This is a genomic window from Salipiger thiooxidans (genome assembly GCF_900102075.1).
Taxonomy (GTDB): Bacteria; Pseudomonadota; Alphaproteobacteria; order Rhodobacterales; family Rhodobacteraceae; genus Salipiger; species Salipiger thiooxidans.
Window position 1 is genome coordinate 1 of record NZ_FNAV01000064.1, and the last position, 2,179, is coordinate 2,179.

At 61.0% G+C, this 2,179-nt stretch carries 1 protein-coding gene, 2 pseudogenes and 1 other annotated feature; of the genes and pseudogenes, 2 read left to right on the plus strand and 1 reads right to left on the minus strand.

Going from position 1 to position 2,179, the window contains the following annotated elements:
* Positions 1–239, plus strand: a pseudogene (locus tag BLQ77_RS28025) (hypothetical protein); the annotation flags it as partial.
* A gap of 310 nt (positions 240–549) precedes the next feature.
* Here the strand turns inward: BLQ77_RS28025 and BLQ77_RS28030 are convergent.
* On the minus strand, positions 550–1,578 hold the full coding sequence (locus BLQ77_RS28030) for an IS110 family RNA-guided transposase (protein WP_089964322.1): 1,029 nt from the start codon (positions 1,576–1,578) through the stop codon (positions 550–552).
* A gap of 109 nt (positions 1,579–1,687) precedes the next feature.
* On the opposite strand from BLQ77_RS28030, the pseudogene BLQ77_RS28035 reads away from it, so the two are divergent.
* Positions 1,688–2,179 (plus strand): annotated as a pseudogene (locus BLQ77_RS28035) (transposase); the annotation flags it as partial.
* Positions 1,969–2,159, plus strand: a sequence feature (AL1L pseudoknot). (Overlaps the previous pseudogene by 191 nt.)

Here is a 2,179-nt window from a genome sequence, read left to right on the forward strand (position 1 = left end):
TCTGGGAAAAGGGGAACCTCGGCGTTCAGCCGATTTGTGCAACAGAGCCACCCGAAACGGCCAGACTGTTGCAGCATTGGCGGCACTATCAGTTCGAGGGAATTCGTCCCTTTTTCTGCCAAATCGAAGCGGTCGAGACAGCTATCTGGCTGACCGAGGTCGCACCAAAAATGGGACCGCGGGTGGCCAAGTTCTGGGCCCATATCAAGGGCGCCAACGAACAGGCAAATCCGGAACTGTGAACCGCCCCGGCTTTGCCGGAGGCTCCATGTGTGGATGCCCCGGTTCATGCAAGGGTAAATTCGCGCCGCTGAGCATGTGATCGGGTGCGGTCATGTGTCAGGCCTATCGATGCGGCGATGTGGTTGCCGCGGGCCGTCATGGAGATACGCGGAACAGGCGCAAATCAACTCAGCGAGCTTTTCGCTCTTGGAGCCTCGGTGCTTTTCCTGGTCCCGGTCAGTCCGATCAGTCCGATCATTTGCCCTTGACGTTCACGACCTCCTCACATGCCCACCTCTCCTGATCCCGCGGCGACCGAGCGTTTGCTCAAGCGGCTGCGAGGTCGGGATCCCGGTAGTCTTCCTTCTTGGTCTGCATGGCCCAGATCGCGCGGGCCATCTTGTTTGCCAAGGCCACAGCGACCAACATCAGCGGCTTCCGCTCCATCATACGGCTGAGCCACGATCCAGGCCGCGCGCCGCGGCGAGACGCCCATCGTATCACCGCCATGGCTCCGATTATGAGAAGCCTACGTATGTCGCGTTGACCCATCTTCGAGGTGCGCCCGAGCCGCTGTTTGCCTCCAGTCGAGTGCTGGACCGGCACGAGTCCAAGCCAGGCGGCAAAGTCGCGCCCCCGCTTGAAGGTCTGCATAGGCGGGGCGAACGCCTCCACCGCCATGGCTGTGATAGGACCAATGCCGGGCATCGTCTGCAAGCGGCGTGTTTCTTCGCCGAATTGGGCTTCGCGACGAAGCGTTTTCTCGAGGTCGGCGATCTTGGAGTTCGGGTGCTCGATCTGTTCGAGATAGGTCCGGCCGATATCGCGCACCAGCTGCGGCATTGCGACATCAGTCGCGTCCAGTGCTTTGGCCAGGGTCTTCAGGTGAGCAGGACCTTGCGGAGCAACCAGACCATGTTCTGCGAGGTGGCCGCGCAGGGCATTGATCAGTTGCGTCCTTTGGCGCACGAGCAGATCGCGCGTCCGGAAAACCATGGAGCGCGCCTGCTGTTCTTCAGTCTTCACCGCGACGAAGCGCATTGTCGGCCGAGACCCAGCTTCGGCAATGGCCTCGGCGTCCGCCGTATCGTTCTTCTGCCGCTTCACATATGGCTTGACGTAGCTGGGAGGGATGAGCCGCACGTCGTGGCCGAGTTGCTGGATCGCGCGGCCCCATTCATGAGCGCTGGCGCATGCCTCCATAACGACCATGCAACGCGGCTGCGCGGACAGAAACGGAAGCATTTGAGCGCGGGTCAATCGCTTCCTGAACGCGACGCTGCCGTCTATGTGTGCACCGTGCGCGTGGAAGACGTGCTTCGCCAGATCGATGCCGATGATGGTGACGTTGTTCATGTTCTTCCTCCTTTTCACCGCAGTTCATCCTGCTGCTGCCACTGTGCCACGCCTCGGCAATGACGGGAGGGGCATCCACTCCATCAACTCCTGAGTAGGATGGAGCATCATGAGCAAGACGACGAACAAGTTTTCCTCCGAAGTGCTTGAGCGTGCCGTGCGCCTGGTTCTCGACAATGAGGGTCAGCATGGATCGCGCTGGCAGGCAGTCATGTCGATTTCCGCGAAGATCGGCTGTGCGCCGCAGACCCTGAACGAGTGGGTCAAGAAGGCTGAGGTCGACAGCGGCAAGCGCGCGGGCATCCCGCCCGACATGGCAGAGAAGATGAAGGCGCTGGAACGGGAGAACCGAGAGCTGCGTCAGGCAAACGAGATCTTGCGCAAGGCGAGCGCATATTTTGCGATGATCGAAGGCAGCAGCGGCATCGCGTCGAGCGCTGCCTGAGATGCTCGACCGCCGGTCGAAGTGATGGTCGGGTTCATCCATTGCCGGCAGGCGTTTGCAAGCAAACGCCGAGAGGGACGATCAGCGTGAGGCGCACGGGGTCGAGCCGATCTGCAGAGTTCTGCCGATCGCCCCATCCACCTACTACGATCACCT